A 26,155-nucleotide genomic window follows, 5' to 3' on the forward strand; every position below is an offset into this window, starting at 1 on the left:
ACTATTTTTTCTCGAAGTTCGACAGAATATGACTTCATTTAAAAGTATTTATATTTTAATCTAGTGTACCTCATAACAGACGGAAGTGCTGTAAGAACTGGAGTTTAGACTAACGAATGACAAAATGACCCAGCAGTAGTGAGTTTACAAGTTACACGTCTCAAAGTAGAAAAACTAAAAGGTTAAGCGGACTTGGGTTGTTATTTTTTCGGCTTTTAGTACTTTTTCTGACTACTGGATACCGAATTATACGTAGGCGGACATTTCCAGTAGGCCAGCCAGGGGACTTTCTACGGGGTTTGGGTGGAACAGATGGTGTACCAATCGCGGCGAAAACTCCTGCCATTGCCTGAGCCACCCGTCCAAGGGATAACTTGGACTATTGCTTCTGCCAAGGCAAAGGATTGTCGGTCACAATATCATGTGCCAGCCAGAGTTGCCAAGCCATTAAGGGTAAAAGGTCGCTCCACCTTTCACACTGTTCTGGGGTGCTCAGTTGAGGCAGAGTTCAATACAAGCGCACTAACCAACCTCCCTCCCTCAATGATTACTTGATCGGTGTTCTAGTGTTTAAAAATCTCCCAATGTGTACCTGTATATCTATCTCCTGTATTAGGAGCTAAACCAACAGAATGATCTTCTGTTATACGATCTAACCAACTTAAATAACGAATTTCTTGCAGATTTTTTAAGGCTACTGTTCCATCATCTAATATATTGATTTCCCAGTATATATATGTATGGTTATCTCTTGTGTTAGAAGCTAAAATTACATCACAATTTTGTGTTATAGCCAACCATTTTAAACTATTATTTACACCCAGATTTTCTAAGGAAACTATACCATTACCAATAATATGTACCTTCCATTTAGTTTGAGCATTTATATTAGAATATAAGGTTATATTTCCATTTTTTATGTTATAAGATAACCATTTAAATTTAGTATAAAAGCTTCCCCTACATTCTAATGTAATAACATCATCTTGTAAGAGTGAAGAAGTTTTGGTCATCTTAAATTTTTTCCCGTTGCGGAGTTCGCTGTAGTCTACACCTTTTTCAGAACTGAAGTCATCAATTTGTTGTCTTGGAGTTTCCGATGGCGGAGTTACCTTCACCACTGTCGCTGGTCTATTCCCTGTAATACCCCATTCCAATAAGTCTAAGAAAAATTGGGAGTTGAGGCTGGTGTGGTGTATTCCCAAGCAAAACGGGAATCACGGGACAGTTTCTCTTTACAAATTCGTTTAAAAAAGCTCTCATCTCTTGATCTTGCCAGGGGACTAATCCACTGCTACCTATAAAAACTGCTGCTGATTTAATATTTTTTATTTGTTGTTCTAGTAAAAACTGCCATGCTAAACCAGGACGAAGTTCCCACTTATCTAGCCAAGGTTTAATTCCTTGTCTTGTTAATTCATTAGCAATTTCTTCTACTTCAGGCTTGTCTTTGCTATTGTGGCAAAGGAAGACATCAAACTGATCTTCGTTACTCATCTTAAAGTCTCCTAAGATCTACTTCTCTATATAGGCAATAATTGCCAACGCCCTATACTTACTATTTTAATTAATTTTATATTACGTAATATAGTTTGATTTATTCTTGCTTGCTTACTTAAGGTATTAGTTAATACATCGAAAAAATGAATAAGGGGTTTCCAACAAATAAATTATTCAATCTTGTAGAGTGGTCATCTTAGAGGTTGTTTGAAAAGTAGTTGGCTGTGATTTTAATCGAATTTTTACCCCCCTTAATCCCCCCTTTCCAAGGGGGGAAACTGGAAAATCTAGTTCCCTCCCCTTGTAAAGGGGAGGGTTAGGGTGGGGTAAAAAAACGTTGATACACCAATTATGACTTTTCAAACATCCTCTCAACAGCTTTTGGCTAAACTGAATATTTTTTCATTTGGGAGTCCCTAAAATCGAATTTAATAAGCAAAATGACATTTGACTTACTCAAAAGCTGTGTTTGCTTTCTCATTTCGGTGTATTCCGCAAGCAAAATGAGCTTTTACTTTCTCAAACCCCAGTTTGCTTTCTCATTTCGGTGTATTCCGCAAGCAAAATAAGCTTTTACTTTCTCAAACGCCAGTTTGCTTTCTGATTTTGGTGTATTCCGCAAGCAATCAAGCATAGTGCTATCTCAATATGCTTGATTGCTGACTAATTCCAGTAATTCACACACTCGTGACAACTATCCCTTTGAGATTACTTGTCTTTATCCTTATCTAATGCTTCCTGGATTGCACGACGGCAAAATTCTGGAGGATCATCCTTGGTGGATAGTTCTTCCTTCATAGTCTTGGTAATGCGTAGGTTAATCCTTTCTGTTAATGATTCTTCTCTATTTGATTTAATTGGTTGTAAATTTTGTGGGTTCCCTTTAGGATTAGGCATTATTGAGAAATATGAACAAGACTTGATTTACTTGGTGCCAAAACAATAGATTGTTTTTTGGTGGTTGCTACAACTTGCCTGAAGTACAACCACCAATATCCAATTTCAAAAATGGACACTACTATTTTATGTTCACGCGTTCTGAACTTGAAATCAAGACTATTAAAGAATTACGCGACTTGTGTGGTAGATACGGCATCAAACCAACCGGGAATGCAGGATACAAAACCTCGTACATCGTAACTCTGATGGCATTTTCACTTTTAGCGCTGCAACAAATGAAGCAAGGTAAACGATTAAAATTCCCTAACTTTAACGCTATCCAGGTAATCAGTTCTGCTATTGAGGAGATGAATTCACCCACAGATGAGCAAGCAGCACTAATTCGGATAACTTTAGAGGGCAGGAAAATGAGCTATCCTGACCGATACGACCAGGAGAACCTGCTGAACTTGCACAAGGCTAAGATGTCGCTTGAACAAGCTATTAACTTGTTGAGCCAGTAAAACTAATCCCATTACCCTATCCCCTGCATCTACAAGGATGTGGGGGATCATTTTTAGAGTATTAAGATAAATAAGGTGTGATCTATTGGCTTAGTTGGCGTGAGGATATCTTGAGCATAGTAACAAAGTATAAAGATATGCTCATGTTGTTTAAGTATTGCTCAACGGATTTTGAGCATATATCAAGGATTTCAAGAATTATAAACGCTGAAAGTATTCAATTTAGGTATTTATATGTTTCTAGTAACTGGAGCAACGGGAGGAATTGGTCGCAGAGTTGTGCGACTCCTACGGCAACGAGAGCACTCTGTGCGGGCATTTGTCCGCCTTAACTCACGCTACAGCGAGTTAGAACACCGGGGTGCAGAAATTTTCATCGGTGACTTGTTAGAGGAAAAAGATATCCAAAAAGCTAGTCGGGATATCCAGTATATTATCAGCGCCCACGGTTCTGATAGCGATGCTCTATCTTTAGATTACCGCGCCAATATTGAACTGATTGACCAAGCAAAAGTCAATGGGGTAGAGCATTTTGTCTTCATTTCTGTATTGGGAGCCGATCGCGGATATGAAGACGCTCCTGTGTTCAAAGCCAAACGAGCAGTAGAGCGATATTTGGCAGCTAGTGGCTTAAATTACACAATTTTACGCCCAGCTGGATTAGCATCTAACTTGTTGCCACTGGTAGAACGATTTCGGGAAACGGGATTGTATTTGCTGATTGGCGATCGCAAAAATCGTACCTCAATTGTCAGTACCGATGATTTGGCAAGGATAGTGGTGGATTCTGTGACAGTTGAAGGTGCTCGCAACCAGATTTTACCAGTGGGAGGCCCGGAGATTTTATTACGAGAAGATATTCCCCGAATTTTTGGTCGGATCTTCACCAAAGAGCCAGTAATAATTAACTCACCACTATTTCTCATTGATGGGTTACAAGGTGGATTGGGTTTATTTAATCCCCAAATCCAGAAAGCTTTAGGAACCTATCGTACATTGCTAGCAAATGAATTTTTCTGTACAAAAGATGAAATTGCCAATTTAGAGGCGATTTTTAACTTCCAGTTGGAGACATTAGAAAACTTTTTGCGGCGCTATCTAGCTGTTTGAATTAAGTAATGGGGCATGGGGCATGGGACATGGAGCATGAGCAGAAAAACTAATACCCAATGTTCTAATACCCAATGTCCAATGCCCAATACTTCTCTACGAGAGGCTGCGCCAACGGCTTACCTCGGCTCCGGTTCCATCGAGCGAAGTCGAGATGCTCGGCACAAGTCGCTCAGTACAAGTGCCCAATGCCTAATTACCGATAATCTAAAATTCTATGAAATCTTCCCTAGCTGCAAATGCTGCTCAAGCCCGTCAGACAAAAGAGCGATTCGCTCAACCAGAGGAACAACTCACCTATGAATTAGGGAAGGCAGTACAGGAATTGCCACCCCTGTACACTAGATTATTAGCGGGAACGATGAGCGTCATTGTATTTGGGGCGATCGCCTGGGCGCACTTCTCACAAATAGATGAAGTAGCAACAGCACAAGGGGAATTAATTGCTTCCACACAGGTAAGACCGGTGACATCCTTGGGTGGGGGGTCAATTGTCGCCGTCAAAGTGCAAGAAGGCGATCACGTTACCAAAGGTGAAGTTCTGATTCAAAAAGATCCAGACTTGCAAATAACCGATGTTTCCCGCCTAGCTAAATCTACTAGATTGATTCAAGACGATTTGCAACGTTTGGATGCAGAACGCACCGGAGGCAAAACTACTGGGACGAAAGTGCAAGATGAACTTTTAAATTCCCGCCTGCAAGACTTCCAAGCTCGTCAAGCAGCGGCGGAAGCAGAAGCAAATCGCCAAATAGCACTCATCAATCAAGCCAAAGTCCGCTTGACTAGATTGCAAGACAACTTAGTTAATGCCAAAAGCAGCGTTGGCAATGCCAAAACCAACCTTGTGAACGCAGATAGTATCAGAATTAAAATTGAAAGTAATTTGGCGCTTGCTCAAGAAAGGGAAAAAAGCCTACACACCCTAATTACTCCTGGCGCCGTACCTCGTGTGGATTATTTGGATGCCCAAGAAAAATTAACTCTTGCAAAGACAGAAATCACTAGAGCACAAGATAATGTTACCAATAGCCAGAATAAAATCACAGAGGCTCAAGATAAAGTCACATCATTAGAAAAAGATATTGCTGCCCAAGTCCAAGAAATTCACCAAGCAGAACAAGCTTACAACGCTGCACGCAGTCAAACCGAGCGTGTATCATCAGAACGCCAAAGTGAAATTTTGACCCAGTTCAACAAGCGTAAAGAGGAACTGACAACTGCTCAAGGTCAATTAGAGCAGGCGAGGAAACAGCAAGCTTTAGAAACGATTGAGGCTCCCGTTGCTGGTACGATTTACAGAGTTAAAGCCACCAAGGGGCCAGTGCAATCTGGTGAAGAATTGCTGTCAATTTTGCCGGAAGGGGAAGAAATGCTCTTAGAGGTGAAAGTTCTCAACCGCGATATTGGGTTTATTCGTCAAGGAATGAAAGCAAAAGTCAAAATGGCGACTTTCCCCTTTCAGGAATTTGGCACTGTGGATGGCGAAGTCATACAAGTCAGTCCGAATGCAATTGTTGATAAAGAATTGGGGTTAGTTTTCCCCACCAGAATTAAGGTAAATAAACACTCAGTTAACGTGCGAGGCCAAGAAGTAGAATTTACACCAGGGATGGCTGCTACAGGTGAAATTGTCACTCGTAAAAAGTCAATTTTGACATTCATCACTGAGCCTGTGACACGGCGGTTCAATGAGGCATTTTCTGTTAGGTAGGTTTGTAGTTTCTCCTGTTTGAACAAAATCGCCCTCACCGAATTTACGATGTTTAAATTTTGGAGAATGGAATTAAAAGATTCATCTTGAAAAGTTTGCTGCGGAGGAAAACCCTTCCGCAGCGCTGGCTCATTATTACAACTTTTCGCAAAATTAAAAATTTAAAAAGGGCTGAGAGCAATCGAATTTAAACAACGCTATTGCACCGCTATCCCACAAGATAATTCATTACTTACCGTTTAATTTGCTTAGGAAACTCAGGGATTAACAAAGATTGCTCTAATTCACCTTGTTCATTATAAAATTTTATTTGACCTTGTTCACTACATAACCATACTTCTATAGCTTTAGCTTCTAAATATAAACTTTTTTTAAATTCCATTTCATCGAAAGTGTTACCACTGGATTTCACTTCCACACAAATTTCTGGTGCAATAGATGCTGATACCTGATCTTCAATTTGAGCAAATCTTGTATCTGAACACCAGACAACATCAGCAACTTTAACCCCATCAGACGTATCAACAGCACATTCTGGCATAACTTCTCCTGTCTGCAAGAAAGATTCTAATAAACGTTGAATTCTTCCTTGATAAAAAGAATGTTTAATTTTAACGGGACTCATTACAATTTGACCCCATTTATTTAATTCTATTTTGAATGGTAAATTTTGTAACTGTTTATGTTCACAAACTTCTTCCCATTTCATAGTTAATATTTGCCTAGAGTGATTTAATTGTAACTCATCCGTTCTGACTGATTGTTCCCTGTCATTTCAGACAATCTACAAAAGAGCGATCGCACTCTATTATTCCAAGCAAGAGAAAGGCGATCGCTGCCAATTAACTTCTGTAAAAAAGAGCGATCGCCTATTTTCTCTTATCCTGTGATAGCTTTTTATCAAATATATTCTATCTGAAATATATGTTCTTTTCGCTTGGTATACTTATGGGGTAAGGATTATTAGCAATAATTATAAAAATGTAGAGACGCAAAATTTCACATCTCTACAAACTTTTTTATTTGGTTAATTTTCTGAAGCGAGCAGTATTAAACTCAATTGCAAATCGCTATATAATTTTCAAGCGATACCCAAGTATTTTTTAGACTGCTCTATTTGTTTTTGGATTCCCTCTAGTAATTTGCCAAAATCAGGATTATTCTGATCATCATTATCATCATTGCTATCCACATTGATGCTGCTCAGAATCTTCTCAGACTTTTGGAATTGCGACCGTAATTCTGGATTGGCTAATCCGTTATTACCTTCGGTTGATGTCTGATAGTTTGTCCTTTCTGTAATTGCCTGACCTGTTAGAGAACTGACATCAGAATTATTAAAACTAGAAATTGTCTCTGGTGTCTGATAGTTTGTCCTTTCTGTAATTGCCTGACCTGTTAAAGAACCGACATGAGAACTATTAAAACTAGAAATTGTCTGTGATGTATAATTTGCTGTTTGTGCGTTGATGTGTAGCAGGTTGTCGTCAGACATCGCCTGCCTTGCCAGAGAATTGACATTGGAAAGATTAAAACTAGAGCTTGTAGTTTGTGTACTATTTGTTGCTGTGCTTGCAATCACCTGATTCGCTAGAGAACTGACATTGGAAAGATTAAAACTAGAGCTTGTAGTTTGTGTACTATTTGTTGCTGTGCTTGCAATCACTTGATTCGCTAGAGAACTGACATTGGAAAGATTAAAACTAGAGCTTGTAGTTTGTGTACTATTTCCTGCCGTTTCTGTGACAATCTGACGGACTTGGGCATCAGTCAGGTTGTGGTTAGCACTAAGCATCAGAGCAACTACACCAGCAACATGGGGAGCAGCCATAGACGTGCCGCTATAAGTGGCATACTGATTATTCGGAACTGATGAGTAGACTTTGACTCCTGGGGCTGTGACGTAAGCGATTTCCTTCGTTCCAGAGCGGTCAGAGAAGTCGGGCATATTATTATTTCTATCTACTGCCCCAACTGCAATTCCCGACTTGGATGCATAGCTGGCGGGATACTCTGGTGATGAGCCACCATCATTACCTGCTGCCATGACGACAATCACTCCTTTGCTGCTGGCATAGTCAATGGCTGACTCTAAAGTACTATTGGAAGATGGCCCTCCTAAACTGAGGTTAATCACATTAGCTCCATTATCCACAGCGTAGCGAATACCTTTAGATATGGAATTAAAGGAACCGGAGCCAGAGTCATCTAAAACTTTGACGGGCATAATCTTGGCATCATAAGCAATACCAGTAACACCGTAGTTATTATTTTCTCCTGCGATCGTGCCGGAAACATGAGTACCATGACCGTTGTCATCTAGGACATTATTAGTATTGTCAACAAAGTTCCAGCCGTGGATATCATCAGCATAGCCATTGCCATCATCATCTTTACCATTGCCAGCAATTTCCTTGGGATTCGTCCAGATATTATCCTTTAAATCCTCGTGATTATAGTCAACTCCAGTATCTACAACAGCGACAACAACACCTTTACCTGTGTATCCATGTGCCCAGGCTTCCGGTGCTTTAACCAGGTCTGCTCCCCAATTATTGCCACCAAGATCAGGAACATCAGCAAAGGTATTCTGATTAGCAGCTTTAGCCACTGCTGCTGCTGCATTAATCAAGCCATAGCCATTGGTGGAGTTATAATTCGCAGCATTAAAAGCAGTAGCAGTAGCGTTACCGCTATTTTTAGAGTCACCCCTATTTTGCAACTGCACATCAGCATCGGCTGAGTTGTAGCTCCTACGTCCGATTGAGTTGAGGCTGTAGTCATCCTTCGTATTAAAGCTATCTAATGAGGAGATTGAAGTGACATTGAGCCGTTTATTTGACAACACATTGTTATTAACATGATCAATGCTCATAAGTATTTTTTCTCAAAGATAGCAATCTTTTTTTGACAGTTTGAAGCGTTAAAACCTTTCTTTCAAAGGTTTTAATGTGTGAATTAACTCCATTGTCAATAATTACTATGAATTTTCATAAAAAATTGCTAAATTTACTACCAAAAAACATTCTAAAAATAGTGCTTTTTGTGAAGAGTCAATTTATCAAGTCAATTTTAAATTATTAATAGTTAACTAATCGAAATTAGTGCCATATAAAAATTGCATTATATTTCTCAAATTAGAGTTTGCAGAGATTTTTAATGCATTACCTTAACTGTGTCATGCCAGTAGGGTGCGTTACAGTCCGTTAACGCACCTATTTTTATACCTTAAAAAGAATTGTTCCTATTTCCCTTTCCGGTGATGCAAGACTAAGACGACAAATACCTAATTTAAAAGCACACCATTCTGATCACACCTGTAATACAAGTGTTGGATTTAAGATTAATCATCTAATGTGTCTTGCGTCTGTGTATCCATCTTGTGCTTTTTAGTATTTTTTTGGCGCTTATCTTCTTTCCATCTCCCTGTTTTGCGTGCTGCTTTTGTCAGCAGATACTCAATTTGAGCATTAACGCTCCTTAATTCGTCAGAAGCAGAAGACCATTTTTCCAGCACATTAATATAAGATTTGGGCAAAGGGAGAAAGCCAGAACGTCACCAAACAGCAAAACGCTCTTAATCCCAGAGAGCGTTTTTAGTTGAATTATTGAGGTGAAATAGAAGTTGGCTGCTTATCCAACAGGCGTTTTAGAAGCCGAATTAGGAAAGGTGGTGTTAAATCTAGACTTGGCATCACTAGATATTTGCCTGCTGCCGTTGATATAGTGACCAGTACAAACCCTTTTGTTGCAACAACTGGGAGTGAGTACCACGTTCGGCAATCACGCCTTGCTCTAATACCAAAATCAAATCAGCACGTTTGAGGGGGGCAAAGCGGTGAGCAATCAGAAACACGGTGCGATTAGCGGAAATTTTTTGTAGGTTATGCAGTACCTGCTGTTCAGTTTCACTATCCAAAGCGCTGGTAGCTTCATCTAAAACTAAAATCGGTGCTTGGGAAAGAAATAGCCTTGCTAGGGCAATACGTTGTCTCTGTCCGCCAGATAAAGCTGTACCGCGTTCACCAACATTGGTTTCGTAACCGTAGGGTAATTGACTGATGAAGTCGTGGGCCACGGCTAGTCTTGCCGCCTCTACTACTTGCTCTGCGGTAATGTCAGGACTACCGAGAGTGATATTTTCCAAAATGGAACCGTTGAATAAAAAGTCTTCTTGAAGAACTACACTAATTTGTTGCCGCAGTGAGGCTAAATCGGCACTTTTAATATCAAAACCATCAATAAGGATGCGTCCTGATTCAATTTGATAGAGGCGTTGCAATATCTTAGACACCGTACTTTTACCAGAACCGCTGCGTCCGACAATGCCAACAAATTGCCCTGGTTCGACATTGAAAGATATTCCCCGCAGAATTGCTTCAAAGTTTGGCCGGTAGCGGAAAAATACTTGCTCGAAGGTGACTTGACCTTTCAGGGGTGGTAAAACTAGGCCAGTTCCTAGTTCAGCTTCTGGAGAGACGTTAAGAATATCACCAATGCGATCTACAGAAAGTAGCACTTGTTGGAGATTTTGCCACAACTGTACTAAGCGCAAAAGTGGCCCTGTGACTCTTCCAGACAGCATTTGAAAGGCAACTAGCTGTCCGATTGTGAGCTTTTGTTCGATGACTAACTTGGCTCCAAACCAGAGAATCAGCATGGTGGAAAAATTGGTGAGAAAGTCACCGATGTTGCTGCTGATATTGGAGGTGGTAGAAGCTTTGAAACCTGTGCGAATGAAGCGAGCAAACAAGCCTTCCCAGCGATCGCGCGCTACTGGTTCTGCTGCATGGGCTTTAACGGAGTGAATTCCTGTGATTGTCTCTACTAGAAACGATTGACTATCGGCACTGCGGTTAAAAGTTTCGTTGAGCCAGTTACGCAGAATTGGTGTTGCAACTATCGTTAATGTGGCAAATAGCGGCAGTACTGCTAAGGCGACAAAGGTGAGTGGGACGTTATAGTAAAACATCAACGCCAGGTACACCACAGCAAAGATGCTATCTAGAATTACAGTTAATGCTGTACCTGTGAGAAACTGACGAATTTGTTCAAGTTCCTGGACTCGTGCTATTGTGTCTCCAACGCGCCGCGACTCAAAATAAGCCAAAGGCAGACGCATTAGGTGGCGAAATAGCTGTGCTGATAAACTCAAATCCAGACGACGGGCTGTATGAGTAAAAATGAATAGGCGCAGAATACCAAGTATCGATTCAAATATGGCTACGAACAAAAGTGCGATCGCCATCACATCGAGAGTCGGCAAACTCCCCTGCACCATCACTTTATCAATGACAACTTGCGTAATTAGCGGTGTTGTTAACCCCAAAAGCTGCAAGGTAAAAGATGCTAACAATACTTCTGTTAGCAATTTCTTATACTTCCAAACTGCCGGGGTGAACCAACTGAGGTTAAATTTTTCTTGCTGAGATATTAGTTCTACTTGCCACAATTGTCCATCCCAAGACGCCTCAACTATCGACTGCGGCAAGCTTTCGCAAATCCGATCGGGATTTAGAGGGTTAGCGATAATTAGGCGATCGCTCTTAACTCCATAGGCTACCACCCAAGATGGACTCTGGGGTGAGTCAGAATTCCACAGCAGTAAGGCTGGAAATGACAGCTGTCGCAACTCACCCCAATTTACTTGTAACCGCCGCACCACTAACCCTAACTTTTCTGCTGCTTCCACAACCTGTTTTGGGCGTTGTCCTCTGAGTTGGCGCTGCACCCATTCCAGTTGCACAGAATTTTCTAACTGTTGCGCCACCATTGTTAAACAAGCAGCAGCGGTGTTCCAGCTGGCAACAAACGGATAATTTGAGACGATTAGATTAGCGGCTGGGAGTCCTCTTTGGGGTTGGAGGCTGTGGGGGCTGGAAGTTCCCTCTGAGGCTGGCGCTAGTGAACGAGTGGAAGAGAAAGAAAATGTCTCCCTTTCTCTCTCCATGCCCACTGGTAATACTTGCCAGAACTCCTGAATTTGTGGGTTAGAAAATTCTGCCCACAACGCTGTATCCCAATACACTACTACCACTTCTTTACTAGCAGCTACAGCTTTAAAATCCGCAGACAGCTTTTGTAAGTCACCAAACCAATCCCCTACATCTAGGGCTGCTAAAGGTTTGCCAATGCCCTCTTGAGATAGCGCGTTGGGCAGCTTTGCCGACTTGTCGCGACTGTCGTCTCGCAAGCGAACTTTTCCAGCCACAATTAAGAATTGGTAACCGCCGACATCGTTTGACCAAATTTTTTCTCCAAGACGATACTGACGGGTTTGGGACTCATTTTCCAATCGGGATTGTTGTTCGGGAGTCAGCCAGCATAGCGGTGGCTGATTCCAAGGCAAAGAAGCTAGCACTTTTAATCGTAAAGATTCATTATCCAGAATATTTAACTCACTTGTAATTTGACTGTCAGTTTTTGAATTTTCTCTGCTAGCCATTTTTCAAATAACTCATTTTGTAGTGCTTGCTTTAGTTGAGTATCTTCTAAAGACGCTGGCAGAAATTGTTCTACTCGAAACAAACCATAAGGTCCTTCTCCTGGGGGAGAGTCTTTGCCAACGATTTCTATTGGTCCTACTAATTGTCCAGGACTCGCCACATCAATAGCTGCCCGTAATATATCCGGCATACTTCCTCGGCTGACTATTCCCATCATGCCGTTCACAATTCGGTCATCTGAAAGTGAATACTCTTTGGCTAGTTGCTCAAAGCTACCTCCTTCTTCAATTTGGGTTTGTAGTTCGTCTGCCAGTTCTTGATTATCAACAACGATCCGGGAAAGTACTACCCGATCCAAAAAAATTTTGCGTTCAATAAAATATTCTTGGAGTTTTGCTTGGGTAACTACAGCTTTTAGCTTTTCTAACTTGTAACCAAAAGCAACCGATGTGTGAAAGGTAGTGTAATCTGTGTTATTAGTTTTTAACCATTCTTGAAAACTTTGGGGGTCAGTCAGTTGATTTTTCAGCCTAAAGTCAATAATTGCCTGTTCAGTTATTGCTGTACCAATCTCAACATCATCTCGGTTTCGGATTTCTTCCTCAATTACGTACTGGCGAAGAATATCCCCAATGAAGTGTCCCAATTTTCCAGAGGCTTGCAGGTACTTTATTGCTTCCTCAAGGGAAATTATTTGGTCATTGATTGTCAAAAATGATAAAGGTTCCATGAATTAATTATGTTAATATGGTTAAACACTTATAGGACTTTTAAATTAAATCATACATATAGAAATTATCTTGTCCTTGATGGATCAATATGATAAATATTCCATGAACTAATTACATCTAAATGGTCAAAAAATTATATACCTAGTAAATAAAATAATTTCCCATGATTACTTTTACGGTCTAGTGGGGACAAAACAGGATTGAAAATATCAGTTGTAAAGCAAAGCAAGTTGTGTAACCAAATCTTTATAGATTCAGAGAAATAATCAGGTAGGTAGATAGGCGAAAATAAAGCAAAACATATTAAGAATTGTTTCTTGCCAGTTTTCTATCCTAGTTGCTAAAAGTCGAGCCACTGCGTTGCTCAGGTGACCAAAGTTGTCGCAAGTGGCGCAAAAAACCCATACCATACCCGATATTAACGAGTAATTGTTTATTCTCACCGAGCTACTTAATGATGCTTATCCATGTCCAGGCAAGTAGCACAGCCGCGATCGCACCGATTAAAGTATTAAAAATATTAACTACTTCATTGGTCAGCCAAGTATACTTAGATTGGAGTGTTGCCCCAATCACACTTTCTAAGTTGTTGGCAATAAATGCTGCTAGGACACACAAAGCTACTCCTAATAGATCAATTAAACCAACTCCCCAACCAACAAATGCGATCGCTACAGAAGCCACAATACCAGCTAAAGTTCCTTCTAAGCTTACCGCCCCTTCGGTACCGCGAGGTACTGGTTGAAGTGTGGTAATTAGAAAGGTGCTTTTACCATACGCTTTACCGACTTCGCTAGCAGTGGTGTCAGCCAGCTTGGTACTGAAACTCGCTACATAGCCTAACAAAAGTAGGGACTGGAGACTTGTACTGAGCATCTCGGCTTCGCTCGATGGAGCCGCAGCCGAAGTATTGGGGACTAGAAATTGGGGACTAGGTACAATAAATCCCGAATTTATTATCCCTACTCCCAAAGCACACAGCGCCCCAGTCAAAGCCGAACCCCAAACATTTTCTGGGCCTCTTGCCCCAGAACGCTTTTCAGCAATTCCTTCAGCCTCCTTCTGCGCCATACCGATGCGGGTGACCCCAGAACCAACCAGAAAATAGAACATTACTACTGCATATCCTTGCCAGCCTAGAGTTACCCAAATTAAGATGGCTAGAAACCAAGCGTGCAATAACCCTGCTGGAGTAAGCAGCTTTTTCGGCACAATCCAAGCTAAACCCACTAAAATTGTGTTTAATCCTACCGCCACCAACCAGGGATTAACAGAATCAATTAAGGATGACATCAGCAATTAATCACGAGTAATTTTGTCTGAATATCAACAGAATAACGAATTTATCACCCTTAATGCTTAATTTCTGACACCTCCCCAGATCAGGTAATATGTTTGTATTATTAACTAAATAGCATAGGCATCACTCTGAAAACTGAGTATAAAACTACAAACAATGTCTTAGATATACACTGCAATATTGACTAAAGAACCTGGATTAAACAAAATGCAAAACTTCTGTTTAGTTAAGTGAACACTTTGAGTGCGTAACGCACCCAACACATCCTAAAAAAGCTTTAATTTATTAAATCTACGTTCCTAAGTGTGTGCTCATGCAAACCTAAATTAGTATAGCTGCCTGGTGCAGCGGCTGAAGTGGTACTCAATCCCCAATCTTAGTCATCACGATAAAGAATATAAGTTAATGTCAATTAAAACTGTGTTCAAGTTGACCACAATCAAGACTTAACAGCAGAAATTGTAGATAGCATCAACTACTAGTCTTTTCCACACAAGCTATGAGCCAAACTTTATTCCATCTTGCTTTCCCTGTGACTGACGTTGCCCAAACAAAAGCATATTACGTGGATGGCTTGGGCTGTATTCCTGGTCGTGAAAACCAGCACGCCCTGATTCTCAATCTCTACAGTCATCAACTAGTGGCTCACGTCACCAAAGAACCCTTGGTACCGCAACGCACTATCTATCCCAGACACTTTGGGCTAATTTTTACTCAAGAATGTGACTGGCAGGATTTACTAGAAAGGGCACAACAGCAACAGCTACTTTTTCGCGAATCAACCAAAAACCGCTTTATTGGTTCTCCTCTTGAGCATCGTACTTTCTTTTTAGAAGATCCTTTTTATAACCTAATGGAGTTCAAATATTATCGTTACCCAGAGGCAATTTTTGGGAGTTATGAACATACACAAATTGGCGATAGGACTTAAGCAATTCAAAATTAAAAATAAAAGAATGCAAGTGTAACAAGTATCCTGGCTACTAACTGGATGCTTTCTTAAGGAAGAGCAGTTTAATCCGCTTTCAATCCGCTTGGGTTAAGCTGCACAATCTTTAAAGATCCCCCTTAATCCTCCTTAAAAACGGGGAAATAGAGACATTCTGAGCAAGCTTTTTTAACGGGGGTTGAGGGCATCGAGCCTTATCCGAACCGGATTGAATCCGCTCTGCTAAAGCTGCTGTGACTACTGCTAAACTCTTGGAGTCTATCAGCATCCAAGGGTGGAAAGAAACTGGCACAACTACCTCTTCTCCTACGGGCATTTGTGAACTATTCGCTGGGACAATCATCAAATCATAAGGTGTCCAGATAGATGTAAAGTTAAGCTGTCTTAACATATCAGCATCAGAATTCAAATCCTTGAGAAAAAGGCTGTTGGGGCGCATTTGTATACAACCAGGACGCTGGGAAGCATAAGCAACCACAGTTCCATGATGGGGCGAAGAGATGGTGATAAACCTCTGTACGCGGTTAATTCCTCCCAATCGCTGGACATAGTAACGGCTGACAATTCCTCCCATGCTAAAGCCGACTAAATCTAGGCGTTGTTCTGACGCAAAGCTGGTCGTGACATAACCAGCTACTTGCTTTGCCAACTCATCAAGAGCCACATCACCATTATTAGGAACCAGATTCAAGCTATATACAGACCAACCCCGTTGTATTAGGTATGCCCTCATTTTATGGAAAACTGCCTCTGTGTCGTCAATCCCGTGTACTAGTAACACGGGATTGCGCTGCTGATTTTCAGTGTTCATCTACAAAATCCGGCTGAATTAAGTCTGTAGAAAATGTAACTGAGTAGCGTTGCTATCTGTCAACAAACTATGACACTCCTCCCACTGGTTGAAAGTAAACTGCTTGCTTTTCTCCAATCAGTAATTTTCAAACAAAGAAATGTTAATTATTGTGAAGCCTGCTTTCAGGATCTTGCTCTTAGTTACAGTAAAATTTAATAATTAGTTCTCGGTGATACAGGTCGCAAGTGCTTGCAAGAAAACATTTGCCCTCTAGTTTTACTACAATGTTGATTAAGCACAAACCCATAACGGTTGTCACCAGAATGGGGTGACGCAAAGCATAAAATGTAACATTTTGTCGTAATTTTTAACAATTACGGTTGAGTTTCAAATATAAAAGGTAAAAGGCAGGAGCAATTGTAATGGGTTTTATCAAAAAGTCAATTTCGAGTATTCAGGGTTTTCTTAGCGGTATTCTAGGTTTCATTACCGGACTCTTACCAGGGAAGAAGAAAAGCAACGGCTACTTCCTAGAATTGGACGAAGCCAAAGATGCTGTCAAAGATGCTGCTAAAGATGTAGCATCGAATATGAAGAAAGTAGCAGAGACAGTTGGATCGAATGCTAAGAAAGTAACGGCAACAATTGGATCAGAAGCACCAGATCCATCCAAGCCAGATTCATTGAACGGAACAAAAACCGCCACAGCTAAGGGTAAGGCAAAATCAGCTAAAAATGCCAAACCACCTGATGTTACACTAGTTCAGACTGCTGAGGGTCTTAAAGTTGAACCTGGCAAAAATGCAAAAGCCGCAGCAGCCAAAGTCCTCAAAGAGGAGCCAAAAGAAACAACGTTTGCGCCTAAATATCTCGCTCCTTCGGCTACTAGCTCTAATGGCCGGCGGCGTCCAGGAGCGAATATGAGTGCTTACTTAGACATGGCACGTCAGATAAAAAAGCCTGGTTAAGTCACAGAGGCGCGGAATTTGGTGCCTATTTTGTGTATCTATTAGGACTGATGAGTTAAGTGTGAATACGCAAGATTAAGATAAGTTTACCAGTTGTAGATGGGAGAATCCAAACTAGGAGCGATCGCTTAATTTTCTCCACTACAACTGCATTTTTTAGGGTAGAGGCTTTTTCATCCAACACTACCCGTTCTACCCGACCTTTGTTGAGAGTGAACTCAAAGACGATTTCACCACTGAAGCCGGAAGGCAAGTTTAATTGTTGAAGGTGTTGGCTTAGGTTAGCAATTCCTATTTCATCCAAGCCAGTGACGCTGATGACCTCTAACTGATGGTTGATGGCTGCGTCTAATATTTCATCTTGTTCCATCTCCTCAAAATCAAAGCTCAAAGAGATATCGACTTCTTTCGCTATTGGGGATCTTGGCGATCGCTTTTGCCGGAGAAAATCTGGAACGTCTGCAAAGGTTGGTGCTGCTGCCTTTAAGGTTGAGACTTGACCCGCAAAACCACCAGCCGGAAGACCACCAATGTAACTAACTGCTTCAGGCATTTCTACTGGCACTTGCATAGACACATATTCGCTTCCTGGTTCAACCCCCACGTCATCACTGACAGCTACAAAAGCAGTGTATTGAGAAAGCAATTGATAAGTTAAGGCAGTTTCTGTAACTGCTTCTACACCAGCCTTGGTTTCAAAGCTGATCATTTGATTCATCAAATCTTTGATGCAAGCACGTCCCCATAACTGCGCTACAGCAAGATTTCCTGTTTCCTCAAATTTGAGGTGAAGTATTTTTTCATAGTGCTTATCACCCGCAGCAATGCCGGATATTTGCAGATTACCGCTGACTCTATCCTGTTTGCGACCAAACAAAACTAATGGTTGTTCGCTGAATAAATCAGGCGCTGTAGCTGGGTAAATGACAGGTGATTCTGCGTCACCTTGCCAAGAGATTTGAATATTTGTGAGTACGGGGTTGTTGATTTGCCTGTAAAACTTTTCGGCAACTTCTTTTGTGGGTTCATCATGACGAATAATTCTGGATATTCCCCGGCCAATTTCGGCAAGGCGATTCAGTAAAAAACGGTTAACTGAACTACCAGCACCAAAACTGTAAAGGCGATTTCCTGGTTGGAGGTGTTGTTGTACCTCCGCCAAAATTTCATTTTCGTTACCGATGTAGCCATCGCTTAGGAGTACAACACTCCGTAATCTTCCAGCTGGTGTAGGGAAATTTATGGCTGCACGAATGCCACTGAGCATTTCTGTGCTGCCATCAGCTTGTAAATTGTTAATGTAAGCGATCGCTTTGGCACGATTTTCTGATGTATTCGGTAGAGGTGTTGGTGATAACTGTCTGACTCTATCGGAAAAATCGATAATTGTGAAAGTATCATTAGGATTCAACCCATTAATAAATCGCCGCATTAATTCTTGACACTTTTGCAATGGATCGCCCGATTGTGAACCTGAAGTATCCACCAAAAATACGACATCTTTGGGGACAATTTCATCAGTAGAATATTCCAAAGCTGGAATCAGATAAATTGCAAAATGTCCGCCGCGATCGTCGGCTTGGGTTAATATCGTAGATTGAGTTTCTTGACTAGAAATTTGATAGCGGAGAATTAAATCTTTGTTGGGAATTGTATCTTCTCCAGCTAATTGAATCCGCACTATTTGACCTGAGTGTTCAATTTTTAATTGATGTGAAGGAGAACGCACTTGAGAAATTGGTAAACCTGCATCAATTTCTACTGTGACATTAATATCGTGACGCGAGCGCATTCCTTCTGGGACTACAGGCGGTGTAATCCGAGAAGCATCAGGAACTTGGTCTGTATCACCGCTACCATCTATCGGCGTTCCTGGAATATATCTTGGCCCCACCACCGTCGGGAAAACAAATTCGTAATTTCCCGACTCAAATTTTAAACTTTCGGTGTAACGAATTGTGACATCAATTTGTTCACCAGGTTTGATGTTAGCCAGAGATTGGGTAAAGATGTTGTCTCGTTGCTGTTCTAGAAGTCCGGCGGTGCGTCCTTCTTGTTTGGCCTTTTCGTAAATTTGTTGCGCTTCTTCACGTTTTTTAATATTACCTTTGATAATGCGGCTACCTATTTTGATTTCCATGTCATCCACCGCCGCCTCATCGGGTAACGGAAAGATATACACTGCTTCTAAAGGCTGTGTGAAGGGATTTTTAAAGCTTTGAATCACCTCAACTCGTGATAAGTTACCTGCAATTTTTGCTAGAACTTCCGTATGCTTGAGCGGAAAAACTAGTTGCTCTCCTTGAAGGGATTGAACGTACAAACCGCCTAACTGTTGATTTTGGTTGACTGCTGAATTCATAGGTTAGATAGAGTACTTTTATTTGATTTGTAAACTTACTACTTAAGGTAGGCAGTAGGTAATAATAAACTTAATTACGAATTACGAATTATTTAACAAACACCAGTCCACTATATAAATGAAAAGCTGAGTCCCAATTAGTCTCTTCCCTGCGAAATAGATGAATGTGAGACTTGATATGGCCCAGCATTTCTGTTTGATCTAATGTTGTATTTGCAAAGGATGTGAAATCTGACCAAATTTTGACTTGAGGTAGTTGCTGGTCAATCCAACTTGATAAACTATTCCAATTAATTCTGATTGTATTTTGGCTAGCTTGGGAAATGATTTTTAAACCTTGCTGAAATTCATAGCCGTTGTCATTAAATCGGAGAATGCAACATCTACCAGGTAGATGTAAATCACAAAACTGACTATAATCTTGTGTTTGAGTTTTCCGTTCCAGTTTCCGGTAGGCATCAACATCTACAACTTGTTCAAAAATGGGCAAAAGTCCCACTACTCTTGCTGTGACTTCTGACCAGTCAAAGGTGAGAGAACCGAGTTGATTTGCCTGGTTGCGGCAAACAACAGTAACTTGTGGGGTAAATTCCTGGAAATATTTGACTTGATAAACTTGAATTTGCTGAATTTGAGCTATTGTTGCCCAAAAGCAAGGAATGCCAGCCTGCTGTAACTGTTTTCCGTAAAATTTTAGTTCTCCTACTTGGCCAGTGCGGTACAATCTCCAGCCACGACTTGGCAGTATTAGTCGTGCAGTATAGGGGTCTAGCTGCATAATCTGGGCGAATTTTCGAGATGCTTCTGTTTTCATCTCGTTACTGAGAGGCTCTAAGACTAATACGCCAAGTTCGGTGTTATTAGGTTGAGATGTTGCTTGAGAAATGGCTCTTTGTCTTTCTTCTAGCTCCATTTCTTGTAGTCTTTGCAAACCTTGACGTGCTAGCGTCACTATTTTGGTATTTGTCGTATCTTGCAGCAGTTGCCGATAAATTTTTTCCGCATCCTGATGCTTTCCAGATACTTCATGCAACCGACCAAGATAAAATTGCACCCAAGGATTGTCTGGCGATTCTTTTCGCAGCTGTTTGAGTAATTTAGCAGCTGTTTGATAATCTTTATGCTCAAAGGCGATCGCAACTTGCTCAATCATCACTTTAAATACACGCTGGAGTGATGTCTCGCGCAAAAGGAAATTTGCGTGAGCTATAAATCATTTATACTTCACAAATTGCGGTAATCAAGGATAATGCTACTATCGGAGCTGTAACTGCTCTCAGGATGCGCCGACCAAGGGAAACAGGTTGAAATCCAGATGACTTCGCATTTTCAATTTCTTGTGTTGTCCATCCTCCCTCTGGCCCAGTAGCAATGACAATCTCCTCAGAGATGCTACTCAGCACTTTGTTTAAATGGGGATACTCTCCACGAGCCTCACAAATGTAACGGTGACTTGTCTGATTAGCGGTGACAGCAGTATTAAAAGTAACAGGTTCTAAAATTTTCGGCACGAATGAGCGCTCTGATTGCTCGGCGGCTTCTGTTGCGATGCGCCGCCAGCGTTCGAGTTTTTGAGGACTAGGATCAAGCAAAGTGCGATCGCTCAATACTGGTGCAATACAAGCTACTCCTAACTCTGTACAAGATCGTACAACTTCATCAAATCCATTGCCTTTAGGCAACGCCACCATCAGCGTAATCAATACAGGTAATTCAGTTTCTACTGAAACGGGTTCTAAAACCTGTGCTTGTTCATCTGCTAGCTGCGCTAACCACCATTTTCCCCTACCATCCATTGCAATAAAGCGATCGCCCTCACGCAAGCGCAACACACGCCCTAAATAATGCTGTTGTTCTTTGGTGAGCAAAATTTGCCCTTGTTGAAATTGGGAGGGTCCGATCGCAATTCTTTGCAGTTGAGACATTTTTCTTAATAAATTACTGCCCTGTTGTAGACATCTGCTGTCTAACCCAGGTGCGGAAAGCACGGGTTGCTGCTATTTGTCCAACTTTCTTGCTTTCTTGGATAAATCGGGAAATCTCCGTCACCAGCACAGGCGCAAAAGTTGGACTGCGATCGCTCTGTGAGTATTGCCCACCATTGAGGGTGTAAACGCGCAACACATTTCCGTTATACCGCCAGAATTCTGGAACTCCCATTGAAGCATAAAGAGCCAACTTGTCTATCTTGGATCTGGAGTATTCTACTTCCAGTACTAAGTCTGGTGGTGGGTCTGTACTCAGATCAATATTTTCTTTATTGCGGACTAACAATTCATTTTGGATGTAGTAGCTACTGTCCGGCTCGGCTCCTTGTTCCAAATCATCTCGCGTCATAGTCAACGAGCCAGCGCTTTTAACTTCTAAACTAAATTCTTCACACAGCACAAGAACAAAACCTTCAATTAGACGGTTTGAGTTCTGGTGTGGCATCAGCGGAGTCATGATTTCTACTATTCCGTTGTCATAAGCTAGCCTTTTGTTTCGCTCACATCCCATATCTGCCAGCATGGCTTTGAATGTGTGCCAGCTAATGTTTTGCAGCACATCCCTAGTTTCTGCAAATTTTGCTGTTGTTACCATAGTTCAGTTTTCCTGTGGATGTGTTACCTAACGGCATTAGGATTTACACAAGATAGACACAGATAAATCCATCTGTGTCTATCTGTAGTTTTATTATCTTCAATTTTTCGGCTTAGGAAAGATTCTGGAAGTAAACCTCTAGCGCTTCACTCACCAACTGAGTCATCGGCTTACTTTGGCTTTGGGCTACTTCCTTCAACTTGCTATAAACCTCTGCTTTCAAATTCACCCGGTGGCGTGATTTGTTTGCACCATTGGCTGTTTGGGGATCGTAAGTGGCGGTAAATTCCCGGATAGCATCAAAACCAACGCGATCGCAAAAATCACCAAAGCTTTCCTTCGATTTCCGAAATTTCTTAAAGTAAACAAAAATCGGCTCTAGGAAGCTTTCCAAGTCATTATGGTGCAGCTTCTCTGTGTAAGGTTGCGCCAGTCGAGTCTGATTTGGCGAACCCCCTAACCATAATTGGTAAGATTCTGGGGCGCTACCGACAAAGCCCAATTCTGCTAAGTAGGGACGAGCGCAGCCGTTAGGGCATCCGGTCATCCTCACCACAAAATGCTCATTTTGTAAACCTATTTTATCTAACAGGGCGCGAATCCGCTCCAAAATCCCCGGTATTGCCCGTTCGGATTCCGTGATTGCCAAGCCGCAGGTGGGCAAAGCAGGACAAGCCATTGCATACCGCACTAAAGGTTCGATTTTACTAGGGTCGTCTCCGACACCGTGACGGCTGAGAATGTCTTGAATAGCTTGCTTGCTATCTGGTTCGATATCGTAAAAAATCAGGTTATGGTTGGGTGTCAGGCGGATGGACAAGTTTAACTGCTCGACAATTTCCCGCAAGGCGGTTTTCAGTTGAAACGAACCTTCATCCTTGATTCGACCATTGTCAATGGAAATTCCTAAGAATAGCTTGCCATCACCTTGTTCATTCCAGCCGAGGAAGTCGTGATATTTAAACTCTGGCAGTGGTTTGAAGGCTTCAACAGGTTTACCGAAATATTCTTCAACTTGGGTACGGAATTTATCTACACCCCAATCGTTGATTAGATATTTTAATCTGGCATGACGACGATCAGTGCGATCGCCATAATCTCTCTGGGTAGCAACAATCGCTTTCACTATATCGTAAACGTCATCCTTAGCCACATAGCCAATCGGATCTGCTAACCTAGCGAAAGTTTCTTCTTTACCGTGTGTTCTCCCTAAGCCACCACCAGCAAAAATATTAAATCCTTCTAATTGTCCCTTCTTATTGGTAATTACTACCAAGGTCAGGTCTTGGGAATACAAATCAACCGAATTATCCCCTGGCACTGTCACGCAAATTTTGAACTTGCGGGGCATATAGTGAGTGCCATAAATTGGTTCTTCGTTGTCATGAATAATTGTGCCATTACCATTGCGCTGTCGGGCCGCCTTCACCTCTGGGCTTTCTTCAGCACTAATTGCTTTTTCCCCATCCAACCAAATTTCGTAATAAGCACCTGTTTGCGCTGAGAGCAAGTCAGCAATATTCTGGGCATACTCCCAAGCATACTGATATTCTGGGCGATTCTTAAAGGGGGCTGGTGGTGCCATCACGTTGCGGTTGATGTCGCCGCAAGCTCCCAAAGTCGTACCCAGGTTCTTGACAATTGTGGCGATCGCTGTCTTAAGATTCTTCTTTAAAATTCCGTGCATTTGGAAACCTTGACGGGTAGTTACTCGTAAGGTGTGGTTGCCATACTCATCAGCTAGTTTATCTAAAGCCAGATACAGCTGCTGTGGTACTAAACCACCTGGATTTTTTGTCCGCAGCATAAACTGGTAATCTTTTTCCTGTCCCTTAGTGCGGTTGTCACGGTTATCCTGCTGGTAAGAACCGTGATACTTCAAAAGCTGCACCGCATTTTCGGTAAAATGGGTAGTATCTTCAAGGATCTCAGTTGCTACAGGTTCACGCAAAAAATTACTATTTTCCTTGATTCCTTCTAGTTTGGAAGGCTTACGGTTAGTGATGGGGGAAGGAGCAGATTTAACCATTAGACTTGTATAGTATTCTCAATAAAGCATTACGTAGACGCCGAATCAGCACCCTTCGGCTACTTGATCCCCGGTAATCCGGCCGGAATAATGAGGAATAATTTAATTTTACCACGGCAAAAGCCGGCTTTCTCAGTGATGTAACACTTAACAAAATTAGCTTTTTGGCGCAGTGAGTGAAGAAGTGCTAAGTCCTGAGTACTAAGTAAAGTATAGAGTGAGTGAGGACTCAATAATCTTTTATTTGAAGCTATAGCCAATACTACGATTGATACCAACAGCAGAAGCATCGCTATTTTGGTAAGCACCAAGCCCTACGTTGGCATTAGTATAGACGAGGAAATTGTTAGCAACTTCCGATTCAACACCAGCACCTATCGCTACTGAATCTCCGTTACCTATGGGAATTGATGAGCCATCTTTCTCTACAAAAGAATAACCACCAGTTAAATAAGCATTAGTTCTATTAGCGATAGGTACATCCACAGAAAGTTCTGGGATGATGGCACTCGTCTTATTACTCCAGAGGACATTAACGCGTGCAGAAAACGGCGTATTTCCTAATTTCACGCGACCTGTGAGATTACGACCAAATGTGGCATCATCGTTGATGCCTTGTCTACCGCTGGTAACGCCAGCTGCAACACCAGCACCAACATAACTAGCATCAGTACCTTTTTTGGTTTCAGCAGAAGCTTGACCAACTGATAGAACAAGAGGAGCAACTATTAAGGAAGACAATGCAGAAATTGTCATTAAACAATTGAGTGAGCGTTTCATAATTTTTACCAAATTTTGTATTTTTTACTTATATATTCCAAGTCAAAATTATGTAAAAATGTTCCAAATAATTCATAAATTTTATTAAATGACTGTTATTGATTCATAACGCTTACAGGGTAACTATCCCTGAAAATAATAAATAAGCTATTATAATTACATTTCAATATCTTCTCATCCTAGTTCTTTATCTCAAGACAGACGCTTTTTAAACTAGCATAATATTTGGAACTTAAACTGATACCAATTATCAGTAAACTTGCACTAAATGATTATTCCTTCTTCCTTGGCGTACTTCTCTCCGAGACGCTGCGCAATGGCGTACTTGGCGGTTCGTTAAATAAAAATTAATTGCATTTTCATAGCGAATTGGTATAAGTCAGAATATGGTAAAAAAAATACCCGATTAACAACTTTTTACCGAGCTTTTCACATAGGATGAAAAAGTAGGCTGTAGCATCTGTTGCAACAAGCTATAGAGGGAATCTATAAAGTTAATTTTGAGCAATTATTGTGGAGATTGAATAATGCTAACCGCTGCAAAAACGTTGTCTGGTTTGATGGGTTTATGTGTCGGTGATGCGTTGGGTGTGCCAGTGGAGTTTACTAGCCGTGCTGAACGAGTGAAATCTCCAGTGACAACAATGCTGGGTTATGGCACATGGAATCAACCACCAGGAACTTGGTCAGATGACAGTTCGTTAAGCTTTTGCTTGGCAGAATGCCTTTGTAGAGGGTATTCGTTGGATGCTATAGCTAATTCCTTCTGGCGCTGGTACAAGGAGGCTTACTGGACTCCTCGTGGCGATGTCTTTGATATTGGTCAAACTACCCACACAGCAATTATGCGCCTGAAACAGGGAGTTGTTCCCCATCAGGCGGGTGGCAAGGTTGAAAATAATAATGGCAATGGTTCGTTGATGAGAATCTTGCCAATGGCTTATTGTCACAGAAATTTAACTTTAGGCGAATTGCTGGCGCGGGTGCATGATGTTTCGGCGATTACTCATGCTCATGCGCGATCGCAAATCGCTTGTGGCATTTATATTAGTATTGCAGTGGCGCTCTTGGAAGGGGCTGACCTGCAAACAGCTTATTTACAAGCATTACAAGATATCCAAACAATTTATTCTGCCCGAGAATTTTTGTTAGAGAAGCCCCATTTTGGCAGAGTTTTGAATGGTGAGATTGCCAAGTTACCAGTGGAAGAGATTAGTTCTAGTGGCTATGTGATTGATACCTTAGAGTCATCCCTATGGTGTTTATTAAATAGCTCCTCTTATTCTGAAGCGGTACTGAAAGCTGTTAACTTAGGCGGGGATACTGATACTACCGCTGCTGTGACAGGTGGATTAGCGGGAATTTATTACGGAGTCGAAAATATTCCTCAAAAATGGATGAATCAAATTGCTCGTAGACAAGACATTATTTACTTGGCAGAGCGTTTTGCAAAGGCTATTTACAGCTAGTTTGGAATTAGAAATTAT

23 protein-coding genes are annotated in these 26,155 nt (G+C 41.4%); 7 read left to right on the plus strand and 16 right to left on the minus strand.

Features of this window, described 5'->3' with window-relative positions:
* Positions 1-312: 312 nt before the first annotated feature.
* Positions 313-555: a hypothetical protein gene (locus tag V7K49_RS09250; protein WP_335205312.1), complete on the plus strand. Its 243-nt coding sequence runs from the start codon at positions 313-315 to the stop codon at positions 553-555.
* Positions 556-563: 8 nt separating this feature from the next.
* Here the strand turns inward: V7K49_RS09250 and V7K49_RS09255 are convergent, their stop codons facing one another.
* The 3 genes from V7K49_RS09255 to V7K49_RS09265 all read right to left on the minus strand — a co-directional run bounded on the left by V7K49_RS09255 (position 564) and on the right by V7K49_RS09265 (position 2,397).
* The gene (locus V7K49_RS09255) at positions 564-1,118 is read right to left on the minus strand and encodes a hypothetical protein (RefSeq protein WP_335205313.1); all 555 of its coding nucleotides are present in this window, start codon (positions 1,116-1,118) and stop codon (positions 564-566) included.
* 13 nt (positions 1,119-1,131) lie between these two features.
* Complete coding sequence (locus tag V7K49_RS09260) at positions 1,132-1,497, minus strand: toll/interleukin-1 receptor domain-containing protein (RefSeq protein WP_335205314.1); 366 nt, start codon at positions 1,495-1,497, stop codon at positions 1,132-1,134.
* A 711-nt stretch (positions 1,498-2,208) separates the two neighbouring features.
* Positions 2,209-2,397: a hypothetical protein gene (locus V7K49_RS09265; RefSeq protein ID WP_335205315.1), complete on the minus strand. Its 189-nt coding sequence runs from the start codon at positions 2,395-2,397 to the stop codon at positions 2,209-2,211.
* Between the two features lie 128 nt (positions 2,398-2,525).
* Here V7K49_RS09265 and V7K49_RS09270 point away from each other — a divergent pair, with 128 nt between their 5' ends.
* The 3 genes from V7K49_RS09270 (at position 2,526) to V7K49_RS09280 (ending at position 5,727) form a co-directional block, all read left to right on the plus strand.
* Positions 2,526-2,903: a hypothetical protein gene (locus tag V7K49_RS09270; RefSeq protein ID WP_335205316.1), complete on the plus strand. Its 378-nt coding sequence runs from the start codon at positions 2,526-2,528 to the stop codon at positions 2,901-2,903.
* A gap of 234 nt (positions 2,904-3,137) precedes the next feature.
* A complete protein-coding gene (locus V7K49_RS09275) occupies positions 3,138-4,013 on the plus strand; it encodes an SDR family oxidoreductase (protein ID WP_335205317.1) in 876 nt (291 codons plus the stop codon).
* 217 nt (positions 4,014-4,230) lie between these two features.
* On the plus strand, positions 4,231-5,727 hold the full coding sequence (locus V7K49_RS09280) for an HlyD family efflux transporter periplasmic adaptor subunit (protein ID WP_335205318.1): 1,497 nt from the start codon (positions 4,231-4,233) through the stop codon (positions 5,725-5,727).
* A gap of 232 nt (positions 5,728-5,959) precedes the next feature.
* Here V7K49_RS09280 and V7K49_RS09285 read toward each other — a convergent pair whose 3' ends face one another.
* The 6 genes from V7K49_RS09285 to V7K49_RS09310 all read right to left on the minus strand — a co-directional run bounded on the left by V7K49_RS09285 (position 5,960) and on the right by V7K49_RS09310 (position 14,197).
* Positions 5,960-6,436: a Uma2 family endonuclease gene (locus tag V7K49_RS09285; RefSeq protein WP_335205319.1), complete on the minus strand. Its 477-nt coding sequence runs from the start codon at positions 6,434-6,436 to the stop codon at positions 5,960-5,962.
* 372 nt (positions 6,437-6,808) lie between these two features.
* Complete coding sequence (locus V7K49_RS09290) at positions 6,809-8,602, minus strand: S8 family peptidase (RefSeq protein ID WP_335205320.1); 1,794 nt, start codon at positions 8,600-8,602, stop codon at positions 6,809-6,811.
* A gap of 468 nt (positions 8,603-9,070) precedes the next feature.
* Positions 9,071-9,265 carry a hypothetical protein gene (locus tag V7K49_RS09295; RefSeq protein WP_335205321.1) on the minus strand — a complete coding sequence of 65 codons (195 nt, stop codon included), beginning with the start codon at positions 9,263-9,265 and terminating at the stop codon, positions 9,071-9,073.
* A gap of 159 nt (positions 9,266-9,424) precedes the next feature.
* Positions 9,425-12,172, minus strand: a complete 2,748-nt coding sequence (locus tag V7K49_RS09300) for a peptidase domain-containing ABC transporter (RefSeq protein WP_335205322.1) — start codon at positions 12,170-12,172, stop codon at positions 9,425-9,427.
* A complete protein-coding gene (locus tag V7K49_RS09305; RefSeq protein WP_335205323.1) occupies positions 12,121-12,903 on the minus strand; it encodes a peptidylprolyl isomerase in 783 nt (260 codons plus the stop codon). Before V7K49_RS09305 ends, V7K49_RS09300 begins: the two co-directional genes overlap by 52 nt.
* Before the next feature lie 448 nt (positions 12,904-13,351).
* Positions 13,352-14,197, minus strand: coding sequence for a DUF92 domain-containing protein (locus V7K49_RS09310; protein WP_335205324.1), 846 nt, complete (start codon positions 14,195-14,197; stop codon positions 13,352-13,354).
* 506 nt (positions 14,198-14,703) lie between these two features.
* Here V7K49_RS09310 and V7K49_RS09315 point away from each other — a divergent pair.
* Complete coding sequence (locus tag V7K49_RS09315) at positions 14,704-15,135, plus strand: VOC family protein (protein ID WP_335205325.1); 432 nt, start codon at positions 14,704-14,706, stop codon at positions 15,133-15,135.
* Between the two features lie 124 nt (positions 15,136-15,259).
* Here V7K49_RS09315 and V7K49_RS09320 read toward each other — a convergent pair whose 3' ends face one another.
* Positions 15,260-15,964, minus strand: a complete 705-nt coding sequence (locus V7K49_RS09320) for an esterase/lipase family protein (protein ID WP_335205326.1) — start codon at positions 15,962-15,964, stop codon at positions 15,260-15,262.
* 404 nt (positions 15,965-16,368) lie between these two features.
* Between V7K49_RS09320 and V7K49_RS09325 the strand changes: the two genes are divergently transcribed.
* Positions 16,369-16,914: a hypothetical protein gene (locus V7K49_RS09325; protein WP_334870349.1), complete on the plus strand. Its 546-nt coding sequence runs from the start codon at positions 16,369-16,371 to the stop codon at positions 16,912-16,914.
* Between the two features lie 55 nt (positions 16,915-16,969).
* Here the strand turns inward: V7K49_RS09325 and V7K49_RS09330 are convergent, their stop codons facing one another.
* The 6 genes from V7K49_RS09330 to V7K49_RS09355 all read right to left on the minus strand — a co-directional run bounded on the left by V7K49_RS09330 (position 16,970) and on the right by V7K49_RS09355 (position 24,668).
* Positions 16,970-19,276, minus strand: coding sequence for a VIT domain-containing protein (locus tag V7K49_RS09330; protein WP_335205327.1), 2,307 nt, complete (start codon positions 19,274-19,276; stop codon positions 16,970-16,972).
* Positions 19,277-19,364: 88 nt separating this feature from the next.
* The gene (locus tag V7K49_RS09335) at positions 19,365-20,429 is read right to left on the minus strand and encodes a tetratricopeptide repeat protein (RefSeq protein WP_335205328.1); all 1,065 of its coding nucleotides are present in this window, start codon (positions 20,427-20,429) and stop codon (positions 19,365-19,367) included.
* A gap of 64 nt (positions 20,430-20,493) precedes the next feature.
* Positions 20,494-21,201, minus strand: a complete 708-nt coding sequence (locus V7K49_RS09340) for a 16S rRNA (uracil(1498)-N(3))-methyltransferase (protein WP_335205329.1) — start codon at positions 21,199-21,201, stop codon at positions 20,494-20,496.
* A 13-nt stretch (positions 21,202-21,214) separates the two neighbouring features.
* Positions 21,215-21,859 carry a Uma2 family endonuclease gene (locus V7K49_RS09345; protein ID WP_335205330.1) on the minus strand — a complete coding sequence of 215 codons (645 nt, stop codon included), beginning with the start codon at positions 21,857-21,859 and terminating at the stop codon, positions 21,215-21,217.
* Positions 21,860-21,971: 112 nt separating this feature from the next.
* Positions 21,972-23,888, minus strand: a complete 1,917-nt coding sequence (sir, locus tag V7K49_RS09350; RefSeq protein WP_335205331.1) for a sulfite reductase, ferredoxin dependent — start codon at positions 23,886-23,888, stop codon at positions 21,972-21,974.
* 240 nt (positions 23,889-24,128) lie between these two features.
* A complete protein-coding gene (locus tag V7K49_RS09355; RefSeq protein ID WP_335205332.1) occupies positions 24,129-24,668 on the minus strand; it encodes a hypothetical protein in 540 nt (179 codons plus the stop codon).
* A 527-nt stretch (positions 24,669-25,195) separates the two neighbouring features.
* Between V7K49_RS09355 and V7K49_RS09360 the strand changes: the two genes are divergently transcribed.
* Positions 25,196-26,137: an ADP-ribosylglycohydrolase family protein gene (locus V7K49_RS09360; RefSeq protein WP_335205333.1), complete on the plus strand. Its 942-nt coding sequence runs from the start codon at positions 25,196-25,198 to the stop codon at positions 26,135-26,137.
* Positions 26,138-26,155 lie beyond the last annotated feature (18 nt).

The sequence above is a fragment of the Nostoc sp. genome, from assembly GCF_036919675.1.
Classification (GTDB): domain Bacteria; phylum Cyanobacteriota; class Cyanobacteriia; order Cyanobacteriales; family Nostocaceae; genus Nostoc.

Bases quoted from the DNA above. Each gene is read 5' to 3' on its own strand.
- V7K49_RS09250 (WP_335205312.1), top strand. From the start codon at position 313: ATGGTGTACCAATCGCGGCGAAAACTCCTGCCATTGCCTGAGCCACCC.
- V7K49_RS09260 (WP_335205314.1), bottom strand. From the start codon at position 1,497: ATGAGTAACGAAGATCAGTTTGATGTCTTCCTTTGCCACAATAGCAAA.
- V7K49_RS09265 (WP_335205315.1), bottom strand. From the start codon at position 2,397: ATGCCTAATCCTAAAGGGAACCCACAAAATTTACAACCAATTAAATCA.
- V7K49_RS09270 (WP_335205316.1), top strand. From the start codon at position 2,526: ATGTTCACGCGTTCTGAACTTGAAATCAAGACTATTAAAGAATTACGC.
- V7K49_RS09275 (WP_335205317.1), top strand. From the start codon at position 3,138: ATGTTTCTAGTAACTGGAGCAACGGGAGGAATTGGTCGCAGAGTTGTG.
- V7K49_RS09280 (WP_335205318.1), top strand. From the start codon at position 4,231: ATGAAATCTTCCCTAGCTGCAAATGCTGCTCAAGCCCGTCAGACAAAA.
- V7K49_RS09285 (WP_335205319.1), bottom strand. From the start codon at position 6,436: ATGAAATGGGAAGAAGTTTGTGAACATAAACAGTTACAAAATTTACCA.
- V7K49_RS09290 (WP_335205320.1), bottom strand. From the start codon at position 8,602: ATGAGCATTGATCATGTTAATAACAATGTGTTGTCAAATAAACGGCTC.
- V7K49_RS09300 (WP_335205322.1), bottom strand. From the start codon at position 12,172: ATGGCTAGCAGAGAAAATTCAAAAACTGACAGTCAAATTACAAGTGAG.
- V7K49_RS09305 (WP_335205323.1), bottom strand. From the start codon at position 12,903: ATGGAACCTTTATCATTTTTGACAATCAATGACCAAATAATTTCCCTT.
- V7K49_RS09310 (WP_335205324.1), bottom strand. From the start codon at position 14,197: ATGTCATCCTTAATTGATTCTGTTAATCCCTGGTTGGTGGCGGTAGGA.
- V7K49_RS09315 (WP_335205325.1), top strand. From the start codon at position 14,704: ATGAGCCAAACTTTATTCCATCTTGCTTTCCCTGTGACTGACGTTGCC.
- V7K49_RS09320 (WP_335205326.1), bottom strand. From the start codon at position 15,964: ATGAACACTGAAAATCAGCAGCGCAATCCCGTGTTACTAGTACACGGG.
- V7K49_RS09325 (WP_334870349.1), top strand. From the start codon at position 16,369: ATGGGTTTTATCAAAAAGTCAATTTCGAGTATTCAGGGTTTTCTTAGC.
- V7K49_RS09330 (WP_335205327.1), bottom strand. From the start codon at position 19,276: ATGAATTCAGCAGTCAACCAAAATCAACAGTTAGGCGGTTTGTACGTT.
- V7K49_RS09335 (WP_335205328.1), bottom strand. From the start codon at position 20,429: ATGATTGAGCAAGTTGCGATCGCCTTTGAGCATAAAGATTATCAAACA.
- V7K49_RS09340 (WP_335205329.1), bottom strand. From the start codon at position 21,201: ATGTCTCAACTGCAAAGAATTGCGATCGGACCCTCCCAATTTCAACAA.
- V7K49_RS09345 (WP_335205330.1), bottom strand. From the start codon at position 21,859: ATGGTAACAACAGCAAAATTTGCAGAAACTAGGGATGTGCTGCAAAAC.
- sir (WP_335205331.1), bottom strand. From the start codon at position 23,888: ATGGTTAAATCTGCTCCTTCCCCCATCACTAACCGTAAGCCTTCCAAA.
- V7K49_RS09355 (WP_335205332.1), bottom strand. From the start codon at position 24,668: ATGAAACGCTCACTCAATTGTTTAATGACAATTTCTGCATTGTCTTCC.
- V7K49_RS09360 (WP_335205333.1), top strand. From the start codon at position 25,196: ATGCTAACCGCTGCAAAAACGTTGTCTGGTTTGATGGGTTTATGTGTC.